Source organism: Photorhabdus viridis, from assembly GCF_040256935.1.
GTDB classification, from domain to species: domain Bacteria; phylum Pseudomonadota; class Gammaproteobacteria; order Enterobacterales; family Enterobacteriaceae; genus Photorhabdus; species Photorhabdus viridis.
Genome location: NZ_JBEJZY010000414.1, coordinates 1 through 253, shown reverse-complemented (window position 1 = coordinate 253; position 253 = coordinate 1). Strand labels below are relative to the sequence as shown.

Annotated in this window: 1 protein-coding gene; it reads left to right on the top strand. The window is 50.2% G+C overall.

Annotation, left to right across the window (positions count from 1 at the left end):
- Window positions 1-253: RHS repeat domain-containing protein (locus ABR397_RS23970; protein ID WP_350307868.1), on the top strand; the 253-nt coding region annotated here is incomplete at both ends.

Here is a 253-nt window from a genome sequence, read left to right as displayed (position 1 = left end):
CTTTAATAATACGGTGCGTCCTTACAGAATCACGGATGCCAAAGGCGGAGAAAGCCATTTTATCTGGAATGGTCAGGGGCAGCTGATCCGCCACACCGACTGTTCTGGGCAGAGCAGCGCATGGCACTACGACAATGAGCATCGGTTGAGCCGCTTTACCAATGCGTTGATGGAAAGGGTCAGTTATGACTATAACGATAACGGCCAGTTAATCCTCATCACCTATCCTGACGATTCCACCGAACACATGGCA